Source organism: Carnobacterium viridans, from assembly GCF_900102725.1.
Taxonomy (GTDB): domain Bacteria; phylum Bacillota; class Bacilli; order Lactobacillales; family Carnobacteriaceae; genus Carnobacterium_B; species Carnobacterium_B viridans.
Window position 1 is genome coordinate 619,236 of record NZ_FNJW01000008.1, and the last position, 19,361, is coordinate 638,596.

The window sequence follows — 19,361 nt, forward strand, 5'->3', positions numbered from 1 at the left end:
CCATACTAATATTAATAACTCTTTTTATTTTACAACAAGATAGCCTCTGAAAGATTTATCAATTATATGAATGATTCAGACTTTTCATTCTATCTTTTTTATTAATTATAGCTGGTATTATAGAAGTTTATTAAAGGCACTCACAATATCATTTAGAGTAAATCCATAATTTTTAATGATTTTTTCTCCAGGTGCACTTGCTCCAAAACAATCAATTCCATAAGCAAAACCGTCTAAGCCAACATAACGTTCCCATCCAAATGTCGCTCCCATTTCGATGGACATTCTGATACGTACGTCCGAAGGCAGTACACTTTCTTTGTATTCATCATCTTGTTTCTCAAACAAATCAAAACTTGGCATTGAAACTACAGAAACGTCTTTTCCTTGTTTTTTCAATTCTTCTTGAGCTTTTAGAGCTAATTGAACTTCTGATCCAGTTGCAATTAAAATTCCTTCGGGCCTTTTACCTTCTTGAGGAGATATTACATAAGCTCCTTTTAAGACAGAAGAACGTGCCATTTCTTTTGTGTTCGGTAATATTGGTAAATCTTGACGTGTCAAAACTAGAACCGTTGGATGATCACTAGAATTCAATGCTAGTTCCCATGCAGCAACAACTTCATTTCCATCAGCCGGACGGATAACTGATAAGTTTGGCATTCCACGTAAGCTGGACAATTGTTCAACTGGTTCGTGAGTCGGACCGTCTTCTCCTACTGCAACCGAATCATGTGTAAATACATAGGTTACAGGTAAGTGAGAGAGAGCTGCAAGTCGGATAGCTGCCCTTAAGTAGTCTGTGAAAACAAAAAATGTACCCACATAAGTTTTCAATCCTCCGTGCAAATAAATTCCGTTTGCTATTGCTGCCATTGCAAATTCACGTACACCATACCAAATGTTCCGTCCTTCATATTGATCAGGTCGGAAATCTTTTTCTCCATTGATCATCGTATTATTGGAAGATGACAAGTCAGCTGATCCACCCCATAAGTTTGGAACTTTTTTAGCAATTATATTTAATATTTCACCGCCTGTTTTGCGAGAAGCAGCCGCTTTATCCATTATATCAAAAGTTGGTAATTCACTGTCCCAGTCAACTGGCAGTTTTCCAGATAAAGCTGTTTCAAATTGATCAGCTAAATCTACATACTCTTTACGGTACCACTCTAACGTCTCTTTCCATTCTTTTTCTGCTTTTTCACCTGTTTTCTCAATTGTTTGGTGGAATCGTATAGCAACCTCATCTGGAACGAAGAAATCTTCATTTTTCCAACTATAAGCTTTTTTAGAAGCTGCTATTCCTTCAACACCAAGAGGTGCACCATGAACTTTATGTGTACCCGCATTTGGAGCTCCAAAACCAATGACTGTTTTCACTTCAATCAAAGTTGGTTGTTTTGTATTTTTCTTTGCTTTTTCAATAGCTTGGTTAATTTCATCTAAATTATTACCGTCTTTAACTAAAATATATTCCCAATCGTATGCTTCAAAACGTTTTCCTACATTCTCTGTAAAGGCTTTAGAGGTTGGCCCATCTAATGAGATATCATTTGAATCATATAAAACAACTAACTTACCAAGTTTCAAGTGGCCAGCTAAACTAGCTGCTTCAGCTGAAACACCTTCCATTAAGTCCCCATCTCCACAGAGAGCATATGTATAATGGTCGATAACTTTATGATTTTGCTTATTGTAGGTTGCGGCTAAATGAACTTCTGACATTGCCATTCCAACACTATTTGCAATTCCTTGGCCTAGAGGTCCTGTCGTAGCTTCTACACCCTCTGTATGACGCACCTCTGGATGTCCGGGTGTTTTGCTTCCCCACTGACGAAATTGTTTCAAATCTTCTATAGACACATCATAGCCTGATAAATGCAATATGCTGTATAGCAGCATAGAACCATGACCAGCTGATAAAACAAAACGATCGCGATCGAACCATTGTGCATTTTTCGGATTCACTTTTAGATGTCTTGACCATAATACATAAGCCATTGGAGCGGCTCCCATTGGCAGTCCAGGATGTCCAGAATTTGCTTTTTGAATCCCTTCAATACTTAATGTACGAATTGTATTAACCGCTAGTTCATCTATTTTATCAAACATTATTTTTCCTCCTAAAAAGAAAAGCTAATCAATGTTGATTAGCTTTTTCCTAATTTTTATTTTAGAATATTACTAATTCTTGATGTAGCATTCTTAAGGTTATAGCATTCTGAATAATCTCGAATAGGGCGTTTAATATGATCAATTACGTAACGTTGCCCATCAATATTATGTTCTTTTAAATTTTTATACATTACGTTTATTTCGTGTTTCACTTCTTCATCATTAAAAGTATAATGTCCAGCGATATCTAAAATATCTTTTGATAAATTTTCATCATTCATTATCTCATCTACAGTTAGTTTTGTTTGTTCACCAACCATCCATTTTCTCCAACGTTCACTTTTAATTGCATGTAGCAAAAGTTTTTCTCGCGTGTTTGAAGATTTTTTAATCAAACCATTCTCCACTAATTTTGCTTCTACATCTGAAAGATTTAAATAGGCTCTTGTCTCTTCAGTACCATATTGTGGAGCAATATTGGTTGCTGTAATCGCTGAAGGAATGTGTTCTAATAATGACACATCATCTAAATAGTCACCATTATGTTCTTTCAATCCAACTCCATATTCTTTTGCCATTTGAGCTAAAGAGTAGGCATTTTTAAAGTTAAATTTACCAGCTTGTTCTGTCTTTCTAACTAATGTTCCAGTTTGCCCTACAATAAATGTTGGCATTGGTAAATCTCGTTTTTCTAGTTCAATTTTCAATTTTTGGATAAAGGTTTCATACGTTTCAGTAGATGTTAACCCTCCGTTGGTTTCTTCAGTACCAACTTCATAGCCTATTTCAGGTAAATTTCTTTTTTTACGTTCTACTTCACAAAATTCAATTAATTCGACTGTTCTATCTAATACCGTATCAAGAGGAATGACTTTACCTATTTCAAATGGGTCTTTAGTAGGATCAATCATCAAAAGATCAAAACCTGCTTCTATATCAGCCAAGTAAGATTTTTTACCTAAATCCATTGCTTCTTCAAAAGCTAAGTGATCATTACGTTCTTTATCCCGTTGCCATGGACCACCATGATCGCGACAAAGGTAGTACAAATTATCATAGTTAATTTCTTTGGCTACGTCTTCTACTGCTTTTGCAAAACGAGTCTGATTCCATCCGTTTACATAACCCCCACCTAGTTCATCCATATCAACTTGGTTACGACTTGCAATAAACATAACCGGATAATTATCTTCTTTTGATAATTCTAAAGTAGCTTGTACACAGTTCTTAGACATTGGCCCTACCCCAAGTAAAGTTGCACTTTCTCCTGTTTCTTGTAATTTTAATAATCCTTGTACCACTTTTTTAATTGCTAATTTTTCCATATTCTTCCATCTCCTATCGTTTATTTAACTAACTTTACATCTTGATTTTTTTTAGTATCTTCTTTAACGGTATCTTGAACAAGATTTGGCTTAGTAAAGTGTAATATTGCTACTGAAATGAACACACCTATAAACATTGAAAGTACATACCATAATTTCCCGTTAACTACTGGCAGAATGATTAATCCTCCATGAGGAACTAGAGCTTCCACGTTATTTATCATCCCTAGTGCACCACCTATAGCACTACCTATCGTTATTGCGGGCAACACTCGTTTTATATCTTTTACAGCAAATGGAATGGCACCTTCAGTAATGCCTATTAATCCCATAAATAATGCTGAGAAACCTAAATCCCTATCTTCAGATTCATATTTTTTACGATCGATGAATGTAGAAATGGCCATAGCTAATGGCGGAATTGCTACTGCAATTCTATGTGCGCCATTTGGAGAATAGATACCTTCAGCCATCAAAGCCAATGTAAATGCAGTTGCTGTCTTATTGATTGGACCACCCATATCGATAGCAGTCATCGCTCCAATAAGTAATCCGAGTAAAATAGCATTTGCACCTTGTAAATTACCTAGAACGCTAATTAACCATGTCATTGCTGCGCCGATTGGAACCGCAATAATATAGATATAAATTATACCTAGAACAAAAACTGTAAAAATAGGCACAATTAGAATTGGCATAATAGTTCTAATTGTTGCAGGAACTTTCCATGTTTTGCACCATTTTACAAGGTAACCAGTAGCGACCCCCATGATCATGGCTCCCAAAAAACCAGTTTGGACTTGTGATTCTCCAATTGGGTTGTTTGCAACAAATCCTAAAATCATAGCTGGTGCGATCCCTGGTTTACCAGCTAAAGAATAAGCAATGTAACCCGCCAACAATGGTATCATCATTGCAAAACCCGCAACTCCCAAGTCATTTAAATTTTGCATGAAAGGATTTGTTATCTCTAAACCAGTATCAGTGGCTGTACCTGTAGATAATGCGACTGCTAAAAAAACCCCTCCAACAACAACTGCTGGCAACATGTAAGAAACTCCTGTATTAAAAGCTTTTTGTAAATCCTTTAATATATTATTTTTCTTCGCCATTATTGTTCCTCCATATTTTTATTTTATAATGTTTCTGCTTTATCAAGGGTCTCTGATGGGTGTTTTATTGCTTCACCTGGATCAATTTGAAGCACTTTTCCTTCACTAAGTTTTTCATCAAATCTTTCTTCTCCATCAATACCAATTCCTACAGCTAAAATTACTACATCGGCTTCATCAATGGTCTCTTGATCTAACTCATTATCGATTCCCATACCACCTTGAGTTTCTACTTGGTATTCATATCCTCTTTTTTTACATTCTCTTTCTATTGCTTCCTGTGCCATATAAGTATGTGCTACACCTGTTGGGCACGCTGTAACTGCGACAATTTTCATCTTTATTCCTCCTATTGTTTTTTTATATAGAGCTTAGAATTTCATATGCTTCATTTTGATTTTTAACTTGAATTAACTTTTCTCTAAAAGTATCATCTAATAATTTTTTACTTAATTGAGAAATAAACTTTAAGTGGATATTATTGCTATTTTCGGCTGGTACACCAATAAGAAAAACTAACTTTACTGATTCCTCATAGTCTTCTGTCCACAAGAATTCGCTTTCAGTTTGTAAAAAGCTAATAAAAGGAGTATTAACAACTGAACTTTTCCCATGAGGAATAGCTATTTTATAGCCTATAGCAGTTGGGACTTCAGCTTCTCTATTCATAATAGCTTCAAAAAATGGTGCTTTCTTAGTTATTAAGTCATTCTCCTTGGACTTATCTACTAAAAACTCTAAAATATCTTCTTTTTTTGTTAATTTACTCTGTAGAAAAATCATTTCTTTTCTAATAACATCTCCTGAGATATCATTCATTATTTTCAGCTCCAATCATTCTAAAAAATTCTTCTTTCTCTTTTATCCTATTTATTTGATTTAATTTCTCTTTTGATTCTACTAAATAATAAATATCTGATAAAATATTTTTTATCTCTTTAGAATCTTTTGCAGCAATACAAACATAAAAAATGATTTTCACCGGATAATCATTCCATTTGAAATAATTTTTGTTTTTAATAACCGCGATTACTGTCTTATTTACAAACTTAGGGTTGCCGTGGGGAATTGCTGCTCCAGTCGGCAAATCTGTTCCTCCAACTGATTCTCTTGATAGCATACTGTCTATAAATTCTTTTTCAATATACTTTTCAGAAAAAAGTTTTTCGCCAATATTCTCAATTAACTCTTCCTTATTTGTAAAATCAACATCGAAAAAAACAAATTCTGGATTCACATAGTTATTTAGATAGGGTAATTCATCAATTTGATTATTTGATGGTTCGATTATTTTTTTTTCATTTGCTCCAAGTTTAGAGATATTCTTAATATCTTGACTGTTTAAGAACGGAGAAACCAAAACAACTTTTTTATCTGGAATATTAAGCTGAACCGTGGATATTATAAAATCTACATTACTTAAATCTATAAATTCTATTTCTGCCTTTGAAGCTGCTTCTAAAGTATCAAAAGAAGGGAATATATTCTTCACTCTGTTGATAAGTAATTCAGATGTAGCTACTCCCATTTGACAAACAACAAGAATTTTTTTATTTAATTTAGCTTGTTCAATCGTTGCTTGGAAATAAATAGTTAGAAATCCAATCTCATCATCATTAAAAGTAATATTGAGTTTGTCTTCGTATTCACTCATTATGACCCAAATAGTATTAAACGTTAGACAAAAATCGTTTCTGATTTGCGATATAAAAGGATTTTCAATTTTTATTCCTTGTTTAAGCCGATAAATCATTGGTGGTATATGATTTTTTAACTGTTTTTCTAGTTCTTTATCTTCTATAAAATTTACATTTAATGATTTCGATACTTTAGAAATTATTTCTTGCACAACGGATAAATGAGTTTCTTCAATCGGAAATGGTTCGAATCTATTTGAGATAAGATGTTTTGAAAAGTATTCAACATCTGAATCCTCATAATCAATGTTCAGTCTTAAAGATATTTTTCCAAGAATGTAATCAGCAATCCTTACAAAGGTTGCATCTTTTTCTTGCTTTTTATTCAGTTTATTACGACTATTCAACTGCTTCTTAATTGATAATCTGTAAACTAAAATAATCATGACATTTAAAATATTAAAAATATAATGTTCAGCTATTACTGTTGTTTCTTCTTTAACATAATCATATAAGACTCTCGAACATACTTTAACCACATTCTCTCCATAATAAGGAATTAGTAAATTGATTTTTTGTAGTTCGTCATCCTCAAACGAAAAACTATTCTCTCCAAATAGGTAACGGTTAAATTCAAGATATCCTTTTTGAAAATTTTCTTCATTTCCACTAAGCCTGGTTCCGTAAGCATCACTCTTCAAAATTAAACTGTTTCCATTTGAAAGTTTCTTTATGATAAAATCAAAATCTTTTTTTATAGATGTTTTGCTTACCATAAATAATTCTGATAACTCATTAAATGTTAAAAAACTTTGATTAAATAAAAGTAATGCCATTATTTTTTTTCTTCTACCCCAAGTAGAAAAATCAATACCTTCATTTTCTGTAACTATAGTTAGTTTTTCTTTTTCTTTAATCGCTCTTATTCCAACACCTGGTTTTTTCTCAATCCTGATATTTCTTTGCATAAAGTGTTTTTCAATTAATTTGATATCCGAGTGTATCGTTCTTTCTGATACACCCAACTTATCAGCATAAGTCTTCACAATTTCATACCCGTTCTGTCTCAATAAAAAATCAACTAATTCCTTTTGCCTCTTATTTAGATTAATGCTGATCCCGTCCTTTCTTTATCTTACCTCCATCCATAACTCTATTATCTCTTGCTATGGATTTATTATATAACCCAATGTAAGCGTTGTATATCACATATAGCTTCAGGATGTTTATGTTTTCTTTTAATACTTGTTGCAATTTTTTTCTACAACATAAAAAAATAAATACTTTGATTTTGAATTCTGTTAATATAATATACAAAAAATAGATTCTATAGATGGACATTTTTTAATGTCCATTCTATAGGATCTATTTTATTATTCTGCAACTGTTTCTTATCTTCTGGTAGACCATTAAAAAATACCTCATGATGGTAAATTTTAAACTTCCGTTATGTCACTGCTACTATTCGTGACAATATACGTTTACAGGTTTAAAGATATTTTGGAGCTGTCAAATATCCTTTGGAAATCTAGTAATTATCTTTTTAAAGAAAAGACTATCTCCTTTAGCTTTTTTATAGACGCTTTACCCCGCGTACTTATCATAAGCTTTCTTGTCATAGAATAGCGTCAAACTATAGGGCTTTTCTTCTTCATCGCCCCATATGGTTCCTTTTATGGTTAGATTTGCACCTAATCCTTGGTCGTTATAATATTCCGTAGAGTAAAAATCCCCATAAGTTGGATCTTTCAATTCACCTTCGAAAGACAAAACTTCTTCAAAATCATAAACAGATACTTCCATTTGTGTACCAAAATAATCACTAAAAAATTCTGTCGTTTCTTCTCCACTTTCAAGATTATACGTGGCTTTTTTCACTGATTGATTCCCTTTCAAAAGGGAGATGTGGATATCATCAATCAATTCTATATTACACCTGTAGCTATTAGACTGACAAAACCAGCAATATAATATTTACGTAAATGAACTCCTAATATATTCGTAGTAAATTCAGGAAATTCTGATTTTAAAATTGATAACCTTACTGAATTATCTGTTACAGAAACAATATCCATAATAGAAATAATATAGATATCTACGTCAACTTTATCTTCCATATATAGTTTTATAGATCTAATAAAATCGCGAATTTGATTAGAATCGTTAGAAGTCGTTGAAAAAAATGAATCTGGGAGATTAATTTTTACATCTTTATTATTTTCTCGAGGATCTATTACATGTAATACTGGGAATTGATTTTCATTTAATTCAATTGAAACTAATTTTGCTATAGATCGTCTTTGCTTACCTATATCTCCGTATGTTAAATTATGTATTTCTTTTTTCCTGATTTTTAGTGTACCTGACCTTCCAAAGCTAGAAGAACTATCATCTACATTATCCAATGTGGTTGGTCTTTGTTGGCCATTATCTATATTGACCACAGAACGTCTCCTCTCTCTATTGGTAGGTGTTGTAGGTCTTCTAAGAGGCGGATCACTTGGAGCTCCAAATAAGCTTTTCAATATGCTACTATTTGATTTTGAATTACTATTTCTAGTTTGACTACCATTGATTTGTTGATTTGGATAATATTTAGAACCATCTGGTCTTCTTAAAAAAAAGTGAGTACATGTTTGTATATGATTTTTATTTTTAAAAGTTTTAAATAGTGGTTGAAATTCTACAGTTTCTCTAGGTTCAGCAAAAGTGATTGAGCATCCACATTCGGGGGTTGGACAGTATAAGCTTTCTTTAATAATAATTTTTTCATTTTCAGTATAATTCATTAATTCGTAAGGCGTTATTTCTTTTATTTCTCCACTACTCTCAATTTCGTATAATGCAGATTCAATTGTCATTTATTAGCCTCCAGTTTATTAACATTCTTTTAGTACTTTTAGATATCTGTAGAGTTTTGCATAATTATTTTAAAATATAATTTTTCAACTTATATAAGTTCTAAAGAAAAAACAATACAGTTAAATGCGTTCTAAATGCTCATCCACTTACTTTTATGCGCTTTCATTTTAACATACTTATGTATTTTTATAAATACAACGTATAATAAAAATGAAAAAAATTTAATAACTTTAAATATATATATAGAGAATTAAGTTTCGCTAATTTACAATCGAACACACAGTCGATTAATGATAACTATTGAATTTTTAGCTATTTCTATCAGAACGATATGGAAGTTTTTACGAATTTCGAACATTTTATTGTAAAAGACATTATCAATGACTTTCTCTTTAAGCAATTTCTACAAACCTTCAATCAGATTCAGATTTAGACGGTATAGCAGAAGAAACAGGAGTTCAATTTGAGGTTTATTTTCTTCGATAAAAGGTTGAATTAACTTAGAGTGATGGATTCGTGCATTATTGAGAACAAGAACAATCTTTCCGGGATAACGCACTAATAAGTGCTTCAGAAAAGTGAGAAACTTTTTTGCATCATAGGCTTCATGTTCCTCACAATAGATATCCCCAGATACATATAATTTATTTCCTGCTCTCGCTCAATAGGGGTTTCTTCATTTTCTATGACATATTTCTCAACCTCATTAAGCCCTACTTTGTATCAGTCTTTATATTTCGTTTGTCACATCAAGTTAGACAAACGAAATAATATAAAATCTTTTATAACATCGATGCAAATGAAATTGCTGGTTTTCTAGTACAATAACTTTATCTTCGCAGAACACTCTTCCATTAATTCTTGTGGTGCTTTTTCCACAAAACTAAATTCCCTTGTCTCCAGATCAATCATACGATGGTGTTCGAGTAAAACTTCACCTTTAGTCGTTAAATGTTCAGGCAAGGGAATATGAAGTGGAAATCTTTTGGATGTAGAAGTTATAGGTGCTACCCCATACATATAATTTAAATAACTCATCTTTTTTGTTAATACAATGCATGGACGGTGCCCTCTTTGTTCATGTCCTTTTGTAGGATTAAGACTGACAAAAATAATATCGCCTTGTTCTAGCTCTTGATAACCTATTTTCTTCGTGGCCAACTAGAGTAGCTCCCTTCCTACTGACTCTCCCCAGTCAAATTTATCTTCAGAATCTAATGGGCTTCCGTCATAATCAGCAAATAGTTCTTCAAGAGTATCAGGATACTTCTTTTTGGGAGTTAAAATGATTTGTCCTTTATCTACCGTCATGGTGAAAACAATCTCTTCATCTGTGTAACCTAATTCTCTTAATTCCTCTTTTCCTATCCTGATGCCTTGAGAGTTTCCCCACTTTTTCAACTGAATTTCTTTTATGAACATTACTACACCCCTTTCGTATCTTCTTAACTAAAGTGTATACTTGTATATACTTGCTGTCAATTATTTCATTCCTATTTAATGAACCGTGTAACTCTCACTATATTGGGTGTTCACAAATCAAAAACGTTCTTTTGCTTGTTACTCGCAAATCGGAACATTTAGCCAACAGCAGAAATGTTTAACAGCATTAATTTGATTTACGTACCATATGGATAGAAATTTTTGGTTCATCTGGTCCTCAAAAGGGAGTTGCGTACCATATCGTTATTTATATTTATCACATACGGTACGCAAAGTTGTTTTTCCTACCATATGGCTGTCTCTTTATATTCATATGGCACTCAAAAGTCTTTATCCGCATAAGTCTCCAGTCATTTCGATCAGAGTTTGCAACATACATGAGCCCGTTATTTTTGAATTGCCGATTATCCTAAGTATTTTCATTTATTATACTTTCTTTAAAGGGAACATGAATGATTCAAGTCATAAGATATTTATAATTCTGTAATAGTTAATACTTGTGAAACTAGTAATTTTCGAGGGATTACTAGACAGCTATATCTCTATACGTTCAAATCAATATATTTCTCGCATTTCATTTATTCTATTTTTTCCGATAAACGTATGTAAGTTCTCATTCCTAGCAACTTTTCAATTTTCTTTTTCCGATTTTTTATTTGATCTAGCATTATGTTGTTAGTCTCTGGAGATATTTCATCAAATTTGTATTGAGAACGCTTTACATACTCTATAAAATTAGTTCTTTTTATACCATGCTCTTCCTTAAAGCCCTTATCTGTAAAAAGACTGTAAATAAGGTCTCTATGGGGGATTTTTACCATCTTTGGAATTTTATTTTTTCTATTATTCAGTTTCAGCTTATATTCCATACCGTTAATGAATTTCTTCATTTTACGGTAAAATCTTTCAATACTTCTTTGTCGAATGCTTACATTTATTCCATCATAGACAAACCCAAGATAATCTATACGACTTTCTTTATACGAATCTATTTCATCTAGTTCATATATCTTATTATCTTCTCTTTTGTAAATATGCGTTTTCTCAGTGGCAATTTCCAATTCATTTTTCTCTGCATACTGATAAATTTTTTTTATTAAGCCCTGGAATTGTTTGAATGTATCTTCTTTTTCTCCAACAACTTTAGGAATCACAAGAATAAAATCATCTGAGTATCGGCGATAAAGTCCTCCAAGTATGGTCACTAAATGATTAATAGATTCGTCAAACTCTATAGCGTAAATATTTGCCATTACTGCACTAATAGGAACTCCTTGTGGAACCCCTTTTCCAGTTTTATTAGATTGAATTTTATACATCTTACGAAAATCTGATACTGAATTATTTTTCGATGTAAAAGACTTATAGTTTTTTTGTCTGAGATTGTCTTCTTCGCCAAAGAATTCTTCCACAGTCTTTTTTTCTATATATCCAAACTTTGTAACGGAATTAAAAACATTGAACCAGTCATCGCTTAGACGATCACACGCAAGTACTTTGCATATTCTTTCTTTCAATAATTGATGATTTAATGATTCAAAATAACTTTTAAAGTCTCCAACCAAAACATATGCTTCATTTGTCTTGTGTAGAAAATCTATAACCTCAGCAGCAAAATCAATATTAGATTTTCCTTTTTTATTAGTTCGATAAGCAACTGAACAGTCATCTATTTTATGTTCTCCTACCCATTTGTTATAAATGAGATTTAATTCATTAGCATAATATTTATAAATATATCCATCCAAATGTCCAGCATATTTTATTGGTCTAGGCTTTTTATAAAATGGACGTCCATCAGTATACTTTTCTAAATCCGTTGTGTGTTTTTCCATTTCCTGATTGTATGAAATTAATGGAAAAAAGCTATGTTCAGCAATCGCATTGCGATTTTGAACATAGCTCTCCACCTTAGAAATATGTATAGGATAATCAAAATGAAAATAGCCTTTTATTGGATAATGCTCTTGATTAAGTTTATGCATAACTTTTCTCCTTAAGTTAGTCAGAATTAGGATTAGCCATGGCTACTAAAAGCTCCCTTTCTGACAACAGCCATACTGCTTACAATTATTGGCTATTAAACATGAAAACAGGCCACGTATTTACAACTATGTTATATTATAGTAGAAGCCTCAATAAGTCACAGAAAGGAGAACAACATGATGGAAACTGCTGTACAGGTCATTCTGTTCACATATAGCGTGGTAGAAACAATACATGCCATTAGCATGGCGTCAAACGTACGTTCCGTCCTTGTGGAAGTCTTCAAACTAAATTTACTACCAACTTAATTGATAGACACTGTTATTATACCACAATTTTTATGCAGAACATCTTTTTAATTTTTCCGATAAACTTCAACTTTCCCTCCTCCCTCATTTTTTTGATGTTACTTGAGTTAAATTGCTATAAGCATCATTTCTACTTATGCTACAGTTTTAGTTAGTCTTTATAAACAATTTTTCAGAATTTTATTTAATTGTATGCGAAATATTGTTCTTCCATATCTCCTGAACAATCTCTTTGGGAGACATCGCCGTATTATTCCCGTACATATTCATAGTCATCTTTAGTCTTAATTGCTTCTTCTCATCAATATGATGCATTATTATCTCGTTTGCTGAGTTTGCTGAGATACTCATATGATTACCATAAGCTAAATTAATTGTACTGCCACCAAACATACTGCCATACCATATTTTAATCGTATTCACATTCATACCCTTAACATATAATTTGAAAATTGTTTCATAATTACTAAAATCAACTTTATCGTAATCAAATTCAACATTAGTAGCTTTTATTTGATTAAATAATGAATTGAATAAATTTGTAATTTCTTTAAAACTTCCTTTTAGAAAACTATCAATATCTTGATCTGTTATACGTTTTAAATTTGGTAAGTCTATATCAAATAAATCTACTTCAGAAGTAAAGTTATTTGATATATCTTTATTTTGTTTTTCAGATGTATTTTTAGAAGGTACTCTAGGTTTAAACTCTGGGATTTCACCTAAAGGCTCTTGGAAATGTATAGGTTGTCCATAGATACGGTATACTAATTCATCAATTTTTTTTCAAACTCTGCTACTTCCAATCCAAAATAAGACTCTGTATCTTCTGCGGCGGTAAAGAAGCGCCAATAAACCGATTATCATCACTAATACAATTAGTATAGGAACAATACTATTATAAGCGATATTGACAACTTTTCTGACTAATTGAAATTGTGGAATGTCCACTACATTTTTCAAATTGAATAGCGTAACTCTATTTTCTGTGATTTCAGTTGCTGATTCGACCACTGCAGTCGTTCTTGCTTGAAACTCTTCATCAAAAGGAATATTATTTTCATTTGCATAAGTTTCTACATATGTAGTTACTGGCTCTAAAAAGATTGTTTTATCCATTATGACCGCAGACTTGTCTGTTTCGTAAGTCATATAGTCGACCATTAAATTCACATTTTCTCTTGTTAACTTCTGTACCTCATAATCTTCAAGAACAGCTGACATAAAAACTTCATCTGGTATAGAAGACTCTAAACTAAGTGTTGCATATTTAGTATTTAAGTTTTCCGTTAATTGTGAATAATAGTCTCGATCTTCAAGCTTATCTCCAATATAATTTCCATTTAGTAAAACAAAACGAATAAATATAGAAGCGATACAAAAGATAACTCCAAACATCAATAAAAAACTTAACACCATTCTTAATGCTTTTTTTACTTTCTTCAATTATTATCGCTCCTTTTTAAAAATCAACTTCGGATAGTGGTGTACCCTCCACTAGTTTTGCAATTACAGAATACCTATCCGGGCTATGACCAATATAATCAAAAGGATAACAAGTATAAACTGTTAATATCGATTCATCAGTTTATGCAAGAATAGATTGATCTGTACCAGTTGTAATTTTAGTTTCAATGATTTCATATACATAGTCACCATAAGTGGTTTCCATTCTAATTTCATCGCCAATTTTAGCTTGTCCAAGCGTTTTAAAAACAGAATTTCGATGCCCAACTAAAACGGTATTGCCTTTTTCTCCCGGAAAAACAGATCCATAATACTGCCCTGTTCCTTGCAATAAAATTTCTTCGCTGTCTCCAACATAGATTGGGGATACAATTCCCGCCGAGTCAATTTTAAGTTCTGCATATTTATCGCCATATTTAGGAAAAGTATTGCCCTCTCCCGATCCATCGAGTGAAGATTCACCAGAGATGTCTGCAGCGTCTACAACTACATCTTGAGTTATAAATAACTGTGATATGTAATAAGCATGTTTTAAGGTATCAAAAAATGCTAGTGAAATTAATACAAACCCTAGCACAAACATACCGATTGGAAATACAACCAGAAATGTTTTTTTAGAACGATGTTTTTTTATTTTTTCATCTCTCTTTTTTTTCATAAAATCTCCTTTTCTAACATTCATGTATTGTCAAAAAAATTCCTCTTAAAGTATCCATTTATGCTTTATTTACACCAATTTTGACTTTTTAGCTACAAAATCACTTCCATAGCTAGTAATATAGCAGACTCTTAATAAATTAGGTTTGCCCTCGGTTTACAGTAGCACAACCGAGGGCAAACCTAATTTATTCCTTTTTGTGCAACGCGCTATTAAATATGTAGAACTATGACAAAAACTGCTTATCACCTTGAGTTCAGTCATAAAGATATATTATACTTGTGTGAGTATTTTCATCATACATTACCAGTTAACTCGTTATCATCTTTATCAGCGTTAAAATGCAATATTGTTTCCAATTAATTTTTCAGTAAATTTTCAGCACTTTATAAGTATAGAACATTTGTCTAGAATTGTCTGATAAAATCTTAAGAAAATATTAATGTTTTCTTTTTCATGACAGAAAAGCAGCCACATATAAAAAAACGCTCTAAACAAATAAAAAGAACAAACTGCTACTCAGTCTGTGACTTTTTAGTGTGTTTCTTGTAAATTAGTGATTAAAAATATATCAGGGAGGGTAAATATTCGTTGCCAGTATCATTTGAAATAATATCTACATTTTTTTTAGCAACAACTGTAAAACACTATATTCAGATATACCTTCTTTCATGAGGTATGGTAGAAGACGCAACTCTTTTATACTCTGATCTTGATACTTTCATAGTAATTTTTTGGTGGAGAATTCTTTCTATGACTTTCAACTTGACAATTTATTTCAAAAAAGTCAAACTAAAAAAAATAAAAATTTGGTTTGTTTCACTTTTTATGGTGTTAGAGAAACAATCAGCAGTCTATTAACTAAGTCTTTAATAGACTGCTGATACTCATTAACTTTTTTTCCAAATTCATTTCCAAGCTTTTGATAAGCTTCCTTCACATAGAAATAAAATATCTTTTTTGCTCCATCATCAACACCAGACAAAATATGACAGTGAAAATCAATCATTTTTCATCCCCCTAATCTATTAAATAGTTTACCGTAGTTCTATAGTTAGGGTGTCAAACTCCCATAAAAATATGCCATACAATGACAAGTTGCACTCGTTCATAGAAGATGCACATACTTTAATAGCTTACATACACCATATGTATAATACTCGAGCATTCTCAGAAACAAATAATTTTTCAATTTATTATGACATATTTAAAAGAAGACCACTGTTCTAATGATTACTCCAAAAACTATGGAGCATACAAAGCAAACCAAACAGATAAAAGAAGGGCTGTTAGTTCAGTAGTCAAATTTTTGAAACGGAATCGAAGAGGTTACTTCTATCTTGAGACGAAACTATTTTGTCGATTGTATATCCATTAAGGACTTAGAGCGCTTAAAATAGTGGTTCAACTTCAGCAATGGGGCTATAAGCGTTAAACATGTTGTAAAAGCATATCAAAATAGAAGAAAAGCAGCATAAAAGAAAAAGTTTCCTTATTGTTCTTTTTTAAAATTTTGAATTTTAACACCCTAACCATATTATTTTCTTGTGCATAATATGGATTCTTTTAAATGATAAATTAGTTCATTGTCTATCTTCAAACTGAACTTTCTTGCAAATAGATAGGGAGAATTTTTCAACCTATTAAAATCTTCTGTTCTCCAAGTATACGGATTGCCTTTTTCCCAATCAATATACCGCATAATAGATAAATAATTATCATTAAATTCTTTTGAATATAAGTTTTCTTTAAACTGACTATTATATAAAAGTGTTTGGAGGAAAAATTCATCGCCACAAAGCGTATTTCTAAATATTTTTGAAATCCACTTTTCCTGCGACACCGTATATTCAGCAAAATCATTTGTAATACTGAACCAATTAGCTCCTTTCATATACGTAACGTTGCTGTTTCTCATTCTATCGATACCCATTAACTTTTGAAACTTGTTAAAAAAATGATTGGTTTTATTTCTCAGCATTCCAGTTATCTTGTTTTTTGTGAAGAAGCTACTATCTTGAATAAGATAATAAAATTTCACTCTAGCTAAAATATTCTTCTGAATGTCTTTTTCATTAAAATGAATGAACTCTTTTCCCATATTCTTCTCAAAAAAATCATGAATTTCATCTTGATTCTTAAGAGGAAAATCTACGCCGGATAAAAGGTGATAATAAGCATAAGTTTTTTCTGTTGCCGCTTTTAACAAATTGATTTCACACTGTATTTGGGAAAAACCGCCCCAATTGATAGTTGTTCTCTCAATAAAATAAACAGCACTTTTACATCCAACAAATTTCTTTTTAAAGTTCTCGTCTATTTTTGATTTCAAATCAATATGAATATAAATATCATTTCTTTCATCATCTAAAACTTCCACTAGATTTTCTAGTAATTCAAATTCATTGTGGGCTATGATAAGATAAGCATGTTTATTTAATGTCATGATTAAATCTCCTCTATATAAAAACATGTTTTTTTGTGTGAAAAAGTATAATCGTCAAGTTTGAACGTCTCATAATTGAAGTCATAAGATCCTTAGACAAAAAGCAGAGTAGAACCCTTTATCTTCGCATCATTTTATCCATAAACGCGCGTCGCTCTCTCTTGTTCAATAATACGATGAAGTTATATGCCAAAGCGAATACGCTTGTCAAAGTGACTGCTACAATCAGCATAAGCCAACCGTCTATATTTAGGACATTTAGTAGCAACACTGCAAAGATAGATGTCACGATGACCGACAGAGTATTTTTCAGTATGGCCGGGTAGAACGCTGTCCACTTGATATTTAGACAATGAGCTCCATAAATCGGCAGAAACACCAACGATCGAATTACTGAGAAGGCTGTGCTTGTACCCGCAATGATATATAATTTTAAATTATCGTCATCTGTGAATTGCAACGCCACCAATACGATGATGATGGTCAGAAATGAATTGGCGAACAAATAGATAGATGTCTGTTTCACTTTATTTGTTGCCGTGAACAGATTCCATAGTCCTTCCAAAGGGAGCACAAACATGAATTCAATGCAAGACAGAATTGTCAATGTATACAACAATTTTGCATCCTGGCTCGGTACCCAAAGCTTATAGAAAATCTCCCCGTATGCGAACAGAGCCGCAACCGGGATACAAGCGAACATCCCGAGGAACTTGATGGATGCCCACAACTGGTTTTTCATATCCTTATAGTCTTTTTTTGCATAGCTGATTGTCAATTGCGGCGCAAAAACACTTGCAAATGTTCCAAACAGTGCCAAGATAGCTGACGGCATCGTTTTAGCCACCGACAACACTCCCATTGCCGCTGAGCTGACATAGAGGTTCGTAATTAATAAATCCAGTCCCGTCGACATAATCGAGCTCATTTTAGAGAAGCTATTCCAGATGCCTGATGACAAAAGCACCTTGATTACGGATACATCAAAATATTGCTTTTTAACCTTTATCTCTGGCAACAGTTTTTTCGTGTAATGCACGTTCCAAACAAAGAGATAAAGCGTTGCTATAAGTGCGGCTCCACCCACATACCAAACGGAGGGGGCAAAGAAGCCGAAAGCCACAGTCAAGACCACAACCCGCAATAAGTTAGAAATGATACCTTGGATGGAAGAAAGATACAGCTTGTTCCGTACAAAAGTAGCCACACTATATGTAGAAGAGATGATGGTGACCAGAAAATTCAAGAAAATGAAGGCCCAAAGCCATTGAACATCTAGTAAAATTGTATCAGATATGTTGACAATCTTATTCAGATTCAGAATGATTAAAACCGATGGAATACTCAATATGAGCGACGTAATGAGATTAGTGATAACAACCGAAGTGAAATAATGATTCGATCCCTCCGTATCATTTTGGTGAATCTTGATGGTGATAAATCGACCGGCCATCGAATTCAGTGCGGCTGTGATGACTTGTGCATAGCCAACAAAGTTATTCGCCAAGCCGACAAATCCGTAAGCTTCACTACCGACATTTTGGACGATGAATGGCGTCAGTAGAAAACTGATTCCCAAATTTACTCCGAAACCAACTATCTGTGCACTCATATTGACAACAAATTGCTTATTTTTATCCACTATGATCCTCTTTTCAAATTAATAAATCTCTTTTATTTTTTTAACAACTGGAACGCTTTGTATGTCAACGTAACTGCTGACCGTCAATTGGACGAGTCTCCCTTTTTCAATTAAAGAAAACAGCCCATTGGATCATTAATGTTTTCTTGATTCCATTCAGGATGCACGATACGGGGGGGCAATGCTTTTTTGCTAGAGTCAAATCTCATTTGTTGAATCCAAGACTTTCTTCTATTATTATATTGTACTATATCATTTTCAAAATAACTATTAGTATTTCACTTAATATTGTTACACCATAATTATGTCACAATTATAAAAAATGGCGATCTCTTAGTCCTCATTTATCCAACCAAT

Annotated in this window: 18 protein-coding genes; all 18 read right to left on the bottom strand. The window is 32.5% G+C overall.

Annotation, left to right across the window (positions count from 1 at the left end; all coding sequences use genetic code 11):
• Positions 1 to 117: 117 nt before the first annotated feature.
• A complete protein-coding gene (gene tkt, locus BLT48_RS04370; RefSeq protein ID WP_089975537.1) occupies positions 118 to 2,115 on the bottom strand; it encodes a transketolase in 1,998 nt (665 codons plus the stop codon).
• A 56-nt stretch (positions 2,116 to 2,171) separates the two neighbouring features.
• Positions 2,172 to 3,443 carry a class II D-tagatose-bisphosphate aldolase non-catalytic subunit gene (locus tag BLT48_RS04375; protein WP_089975540.1) on the bottom strand — a complete coding sequence of 424 codons (1,272 nt, stop codon included), beginning with the start codon at positions 3,441 to 3,443 and terminating at the stop codon, positions 2,172 to 2,174.
• Positions 3,444 to 3,463: 20 nt separating this feature from the next.
• Positions 3,464 to 4,555 carry a PTS fructose transporter subunit IIC gene (locus BLT48_RS04380; protein ID WP_089975542.1) on the bottom strand — a complete coding sequence of 364 codons (1,092 nt, stop codon included), beginning with the start codon at positions 4,553 to 4,555 and terminating at the stop codon, positions 3,464 to 3,466.
• Positions 4,556 to 4,578: 23 nt separating this feature from the next.
• Positions 4,579 to 4,893 carry a PTS fructose transporter subunit IIB gene (locus tag BLT48_RS04385; RefSeq protein ID WP_089975545.1) on the bottom strand — a complete coding sequence of 105 codons (315 nt, stop codon included), beginning with the start codon at positions 4,891 to 4,893 and terminating at the stop codon, positions 4,579 to 4,581.
• A 22-nt stretch (positions 4,894 to 4,915) separates the two neighbouring features.
• A complete protein-coding gene (locus BLT48_RS04390) occupies positions 4,916 to 5,374 on the bottom strand; it encodes a PTS sugar transporter subunit IIA (protein WP_089975547.1) in 459 nt (152 codons plus the stop codon).
• The gene (locus BLT48_RS04395; RefSeq protein ID WP_342341807.1) at positions 5,367 to 7,310 is read right to left on the bottom strand and encodes a BglG family transcription antiterminator; all 1,944 of its coding nucleotides are present in this window, start codon (positions 7,308 to 7,310) and stop codon (positions 5,367 to 5,369) included. The genes BLT48_RS04390 and BLT48_RS04395 overlap by 8 nt, the downstream gene beginning before the upstream one ends.
• A 466-nt stretch (positions 7,311 to 7,776) precedes the next feature.
• Positions 7,777 to 8,115: a hypothetical protein gene (locus tag BLT48_RS04400; RefSeq protein WP_089975553.1), complete on the bottom strand. Its 339-nt coding sequence runs from the start codon at positions 8,113 to 8,115 to the stop codon at positions 7,777 to 7,779.
• A 2-nt stretch (positions 8,116 to 8,117) separates the two neighbouring features.
• Positions 8,118 to 9,053 carry a hypothetical protein gene (locus tag BLT48_RS04405; protein ID WP_089975556.1) on the bottom strand — a complete coding sequence of 312 codons (936 nt, stop codon included), beginning with the start codon at positions 9,051 to 9,053 and terminating at the stop codon, positions 8,118 to 8,120.
• A 404-nt stretch (positions 9,054 to 9,457) separates the two neighbouring features.
• On the bottom strand, positions 9,458 to 9,679 hold the full coding sequence (locus tag BLT48_RS14555; RefSeq protein WP_089975558.1) for a transposase: 222 nt from the start codon (positions 9,677 to 9,679) through the stop codon (positions 9,458 to 9,460).
• A gap of 191 nt (positions 9,680 to 9,870) precedes the next feature.
• A complete protein-coding gene (locus BLT48_RS04415; RefSeq protein ID WP_226776625.1) occupies positions 9,871 to 10,215 on the bottom strand; it encodes a type II toxin-antitoxin system PemK/MazF family toxin in 345 nt (114 codons plus the stop codon).
• Positions 10,216 to 10,476 (bottom strand): AbrB/MazE/SpoVT family DNA-binding domain-containing protein, encoded by a 261-nt coding sequence (locus BLT48_RS04420; protein WP_089975561.1) that lies wholly within the window; start codon positions 10,474 to 10,476, stop codon positions 10,216 to 10,218. It abuts the gene before it with no gap.
• 599 nt (positions 10,477 to 11,075) lie between these two features.
• The gene (locus BLT48_RS04425) at positions 11,076 to 12,482 is read right to left on the bottom strand and encodes a reverse transcriptase/maturase family protein (RefSeq protein WP_089975564.1); all 1,407 of its coding nucleotides are present in this window, start codon (positions 12,480 to 12,482) and stop codon (positions 11,076 to 11,078) included.
• Between the two features lie 489 nt (positions 12,483 to 12,971).
• Positions 12,972 to 13,571 (bottom strand): hypothetical protein, encoded by a 600-nt coding sequence (locus BLT48_RS14595; protein ID WP_500681060.1) that lies wholly within the window; start codon positions 13,569 to 13,571, stop codon positions 12,972 to 12,974.
• Positions 13,572 to 13,577: 6 nt separating this feature from the next.
• Positions 13,578 to 14,237: a hypothetical protein gene (locus BLT48_RS04435; RefSeq protein WP_089975570.1), complete on the bottom strand. Its 660-nt coding sequence runs from the start codon at positions 14,235 to 14,237 to the stop codon at positions 13,578 to 13,580.
• Between the two features lie 142 nt (positions 14,238 to 14,379).
• Positions 14,380 to 14,940: a class D sortase gene (locus BLT48_RS04440; protein WP_089975573.1), complete on the bottom strand. Its 561-nt coding sequence runs from the start codon at positions 14,938 to 14,940 to the stop codon at positions 14,380 to 14,382.
• An 802-nt stretch (positions 14,941 to 15,742) separates the two neighbouring features.
• Positions 15,743 to 15,925 carry a hypothetical protein gene (locus BLT48_RS04445; RefSeq protein ID WP_089975575.1) on the bottom strand — a complete coding sequence of 61 codons (183 nt, stop codon included), beginning with the start codon at positions 15,923 to 15,925 and terminating at the stop codon, positions 15,743 to 15,745.
• 528 nt (positions 15,926 to 16,453) lie between these two features.
• Positions 16,454 to 17,362, bottom strand: coding sequence for a beta-1,6-N-acetylglucosaminyltransferase (locus BLT48_RS04450; RefSeq protein ID WP_089975577.1), 909 nt, complete (start codon positions 17,360 to 17,362; stop codon positions 16,454 to 16,456).
• Between the two features lie 118 nt (positions 17,363 to 17,480).
• The gene (locus BLT48_RS04455; RefSeq protein WP_089975580.1) at positions 17,481 to 19,004 is read right to left on the bottom strand and encodes a lipopolysaccharide biosynthesis protein; all 1,524 of its coding nucleotides are present in this window, start codon (positions 19,002 to 19,004) and stop codon (positions 17,481 to 17,483) included.
• Positions 19,005 to 19,361: the final 357 nt, after the last annotated feature.

Excerpts from the sequence above, each read along its gene's own strand:
- tkt (WP_089975537.1), bottom strand. The coding sequence starts at position 2,115 with ATGTTTGATAAAATAGATGAACTAGCGGTTAATACAATTCGTACATTA.
- BLT48_RS04375 (WP_089975540.1), bottom strand. The coding sequence starts at position 3,443 with ATGGAAAAATTAGCAATTAAAAAAGTGGTACAAGGATTATTAAAATTA.
- BLT48_RS04380 (WP_089975542.1), bottom strand. The coding sequence starts at position 4,555 with ATGGCGAAGAAAAATAATATATTAAAGGATTTACAAAAAGCTTTTAAT.
- BLT48_RS04385 (WP_089975545.1), bottom strand. The coding sequence starts at position 4,893 with ATGAAAATTGTCGCAGTTACAGCGTGCCCAACAGGTGTAGCACATACT.
- BLT48_RS04390 (WP_089975547.1), bottom strand. The coding sequence starts at position 5,374 with ATGAATGATATCTCAGGAGATGTTATTAGAAAAGAAATGATTTTTCTA.
- BLT48_RS04405 (WP_089975556.1), bottom strand. The coding sequence starts at position 9,053 with ATGACAATTGAATCTGCATTATACGAAATTGAGAGTAGTGGAGAAATA.
- BLT48_RS04420 (WP_089975561.1), bottom strand. The coding sequence starts at position 10,476 with ATGTTCATAAAAGAAATTCAGTTGAAAAAGTGGGGAAACTCTCAAGGC.
- BLT48_RS04425 (WP_089975564.1), bottom strand. The coding sequence starts at position 12,482 with ATGCATAAACTTAATCAAGAGCATTATCCAATAAAAGGCTATTTTCAT.
- BLT48_RS04440 (WP_089975573.1), bottom strand. The coding sequence starts at position 14,940 with ATGAATGTTAGAAAAGGAGATTTTATGAAAAAAAAGAGAGATGAAAAA.
- BLT48_RS04445 (WP_089975575.1), bottom strand. The coding sequence starts at position 15,925 with ATGATTGATTTTCACTGTCATATTTTGTCTGGTGTTGATGATGGAGCA.
- BLT48_RS04450 (WP_089975577.1), bottom strand. The coding sequence starts at position 17,362 with ATGACATTAAATAAACATGCTTATCTTATCATAGCCCACAATGAATTT.